Annotated in this window: 3 protein-coding genes; 2 read left to right on the top strand and 1 reads right to left on the bottom strand. The window is 69.0% G+C overall.

Features of this window, described 5'->3' with window-relative positions; all coding sequences use genetic code 11:
• Window positions 1-65: 65 nt before the first annotated feature.
• Complete coding sequence (locus C7C46_RS32135; RefSeq protein WP_110673449.1) at window positions 66-917, bottom strand: fumarylacetoacetate hydrolase family protein; 852 nt, start codon at window positions 915-917, stop codon at window positions 66-68.
• Between the two features lie 510 nt (window positions 918-1,427).
• Here C7C46_RS32135 and C7C46_RS32140 point away from each other — a divergent pair.
• Window positions 1,428-2,480, top strand: a complete 1,053-nt coding sequence (locus tag C7C46_RS32140; protein WP_110673450.1) for a sugar ABC transporter substrate-binding protein — start codon at window positions 1,428-1,430, stop codon at window positions 2,478-2,480.
• An 84-nt stretch (window positions 2,481-2,564) separates the two neighbouring features.
• Window positions 2,565-3,829 (top strand): sugar ABC transporter ATP-binding protein (locus C7C46_RS32145; protein WP_110673451.1); only part of this gene is annotated, 1,265 nt, incomplete at its 3' end.

Genomic DNA, 3,829 nt, shown 5'->3' on the forward strand with positions numbered 1-3,829 from the left:
CCGCGACGTGGGAAAGCGGACATCGTGGGTGTCGATGGCGGTGATCAAGGACAACTGGGTGCCTTTCACGCGTTCACGAAGGTCTGGCGCTGGGTGCCGAGACCATCGATGGACAGCTCGACGGTGTCGCCCGCGCGCAGGTACGGAGTGCCGGGCAGACCCAGGGCCACGCCGGCCGGGGTGCCGGTGTTGATCACGTCACCGGGGTTGAGCACCATGTACTGGCTCAAGTACCAGATCAAGTATTGAACGTCGAAAATCATGTGCTTCGTGTTGCCGTCCTGCCGCACCTCCCCGTTGACCGTCAAGCCGAGGCCGAGGGCCTGAGGGTCCGTCACCTCGTCGGCAGGCACCAGATAGGGACCGAGCGGGTTGAAGGACTCACAGGACTTGCCGAGGTCCCACTGGGTCGAGTACTCCAGCTGGAACTCGCGCTCGGAGACGTCGTTGCTGATCGTGTAGCCGGCGATCACGGCTGCGGCCTCGGACGGGTCTGCGAGATACCGGGCCTGACGACCGATCACCACGGCCAGCTCCACCTCCCAGTCCGTCCTGACCGAGCCGCGCGGGATCAGCACCTGGTCGTACGGGCCGACCACGGTGGCCGGGTCCTTCATGAACACCACCGGGCGCGACGGGATCGCCGCCCCGGTCTCCTCGGCGTGGTCCCGGTAGTTGAGGCCGATGCAGACCACCTTGCCGGGCCGGGCCACCGGCGGGCCCACTCGCAGACCCTCCGGCTGCACCAGCGGCAGCCTGCCGGCCTCGATCTCCCGGCGAACCCGCGCGATGCCGTCCGCGGCGAGGAAAGCGCCGTCGATCCGCGCGGTCAGCCCGGACAGGGCGTGGACGTGCCCGTCCTCGGTGAGGACCACCGGTGTCTCGGCTCCGGGCGTGCCGAGCTGCATCAACTTCATGTCCGAATCTCCTCATGGTTCGAAGGCCACCGCCGCCGTCGCCGAACGCGTCTCGCAGTGACTGCCGCGCCGGGTACGCGTTCGCGGACATCCGACGCACACCCGACAGATACATCCGATCACTGGGGCGCGCCCTGACCATACGAGCAACCACGCGGACAGCGCAAGGAGTCGTCCGATGTCTACTCGAGTTACGGCTCCTACTGCTCGAATCGCGAACGCCGCCAGCCGCATCGAGGAGGACGCCGCCACAGCCCAGCAACCGGGGTGTCACATTTGCGAATGATCGAGGCCTCCTCTTGTCAGCGGGATTGCCGACTCGTAAGGTCCTGCCTATCGCGATCCATCCGATGACTCGGGCAGGGTCCGCCAGTACCTGCCGCCGCGTCCGGTCGTATGCAACCCCTGGGCGGCCGTGGTGAAGACGCTCCGCGTCGGCGGTCCCCCGACCATCTGTCCCCGCCCCTGTAGCACGGCGCAGGCCTTCCCAGCCAAGGAGACCCACCCACCATGAAGTCTCGCTCCTCCAGAATCGCGGCCGCGGCCGCCGCTTTCGTCGTGCTGGCGGGTTTCGCCACGGCCTGTAATCGTGGCAGTGACTCGGGTGCTTCGGCCTCGGGTGGCGGACAGCCGAAGCTCGGTGTCGATCTGCCCCGGGCGGACACCGATTTCTGGAACTCGTACGCGCAGTACGTCAAGTCGGTGGCGTCGTCGCAGGGTCTGAACATGCTGCCGACCAGCAACTCGCAGAACGATGTGACCAAGCTGGTCGCCAACGTGCAGGTGTTCGAGAACACCGGTGCCAAGGCGATCGTGATGGCCCCGCAGGACACCGGCGCTATCGCCTCCACCCTCGATGCCCTGGCGGGCAGGAAGATCCCGGTGGTCAGCGTCGACACCCGCCCCGACAAGGGGCAGGTGTACATGGTGGTGCGCGCCGACAACAAGGCGTACGGGACCAAGGCGTGCGAGTTCCTGGGCAAGCAGCTGGCCGGCAAGGGCAAGGTGGCCGAGTTCCAGGGCTCGCTGGACTCGATCAACGGCCGTGACCGCTCCGAGGCGTTCGCCGCCTGTATGAAGAGCGAGTTCCCCGGGATCCAGGTGATCGAGCTGGCCACCGACTGGAAGGGCGATGTGGCCTCCGCCAAGCTGCAGTCCACGCTGGCGGCCAACGCGGACCTGAACGGCATCTACATGCAGGCCGGCGGTGCGTTCCTGCAGCCGACCCTGGCACTGCTGCAGCAGAAGGGCCTGCTCAAGCCGGTCGGCCAGGCGGGTCATATCGCGATCGTGTCCAACGACGGCATCCCGCAGGAGTTCGAGGCGATCCGCCAGGGCCAGATCGACGCCACCGTGTCCCAGCCCGCCGACCTGTACGCCAAGTACGCGCTGTTCTACGCCCAGGCCGCGGCCCAGGGCAAGACCTTCCAGGCCGGCCCCACCGACCACCAGTCCACCATCATCGCCCTGCCCAACGGCCTGGAGGACCAACTGCCCGCCCCCCTGGTCACCAAGGACAACGTCGACGACAAGTCCCTGTGGGGCAACAACGTCGGCCACTGACGCGCCGGTGAGCGGCGCACCACCCCAGCGCCGCTCCCACACCCCCGCGGCCCCTCCGCCTCCTGGAAAGGAGCCCAGCCCCTCATGGCCGAGCCCGGTCCCACCCGCGCACCCGTCGTGCGGGCCGACGCGATCAGCAAGCGCTTCGGCGCCACCGTCGCCCTCGCCGACGCCCGAATCACCGTCGAACCCGGCCAGTCCCACGCCCTGGTCGGACGCAACGGGGCCGGAAAATCCACCCTCGTCTCGATCCTGACCGGCCTCCAGCAGCCCGACACCGGCACCCTGCACTTCGACGGCCAACCCGCACCAGCCCCCGGCGACACCGACGCCTGGCGCACCAAAGTCGCCTGCGTCTACCAGCGCTCCACCGTCATCCCCGCACTCACCGTCGCCGAGAACCTCTTCCTGGACCGGCAGAGCACCCGCGCACTGCACCCGATCAGCTGGAAACACCTACGCGCCCGGGCCGGCGACCTGCTCGCCGAATACGGCGTCGACGTCGACCCCCGCGCCCGCGCCGAACACCTCACCGTCGAACAACGCCAGTTCGTCGAAATCGCCCGCGCCCTCTCCTTCGGCGCCCGCTTCATCATCCTCGACGAGCCCACCGCCAAACTCGACGCCCGCGGCATCGAACGCCTCTTCACCAAACTGCGCGAACTCAAGACCCAGGGCGTGGCCTTCCTGTTCATCTCCCACCACCTGCACGAGGTCTACGAGCTCTGCGAGACCGTCACCGTCTACCGCGACGCCCGCCACATCCTCACCGCCCCCGTCACCGACCTCGCCCACCACGCCCTGGTCGAAGCCATGACCGGCGAGGCCGGGCGCACCACCGAGCCGGCCTGGACCCTCGACGCACGGCGGGCCGCGCAGGGCCCACCCCTGCTGGAGGCCGCCGGACTCACCCTGCCCGGCGCCTACCAGGACCTGTCCCTGACCGCGCGGGCCGGCGAAGTGCTCGGCCTGGCCGGCGCCGCCGCCAGCGGCAACGTCCAACTCGGCGAAACCCTGGCCGGCCTGCACCGCCCCCACACCGGCACCCTCACCGTCGCCGGACACCCCGTACCCACCGGCAAAGTCCCCACCGCCCTGGCCGCCGGCATCGCCCTGGTCCCCGAAGACCGCCACCTCCAAGGCCTGGTCCCCCAACGCAGCGTCGCCGAGAACGCCACCCTCACCGTCACCGACCAACTCGGCCCCTTCGGCACCGTCCTACCCTCGCGCACCCGCGCCTTCGCCCAACGCATGATCAACGGCCTCGACATCAAAACCCCCGGCCCCCACACCCCCGTCTCCGCCCTGTCCGGCGGCAACCAGCAAAAAGTCGTCATCGCCCGCGCCCT

Source organism: Streptomyces tateyamensis (assembly GCF_003205575.1).
In the GTDB taxonomy this organism is placed as follows: Bacteria; Actinomycetota; Actinomycetes; order Streptomycetales; family Streptomycetaceae; genus Kitasatospora; species Kitasatospora tateyamensis.

Bases quoted from the DNA above. Each gene is read 5' to 3' on its own strand.
- C7C46_RS32135 (WP_110673449.1), bottom strand. From the start codon at position 917: ATGAAGTTGATGCAGCTCGGCACGCCCGGAGCCGAGACACCGGTGGTC.
- C7C46_RS32140 (WP_110673450.1), top strand. From the start codon at position 1,428: ATGAAGTCTCGCTCCTCCAGAATCGCGGCCGCGGCCGCCGCTTTCGTC.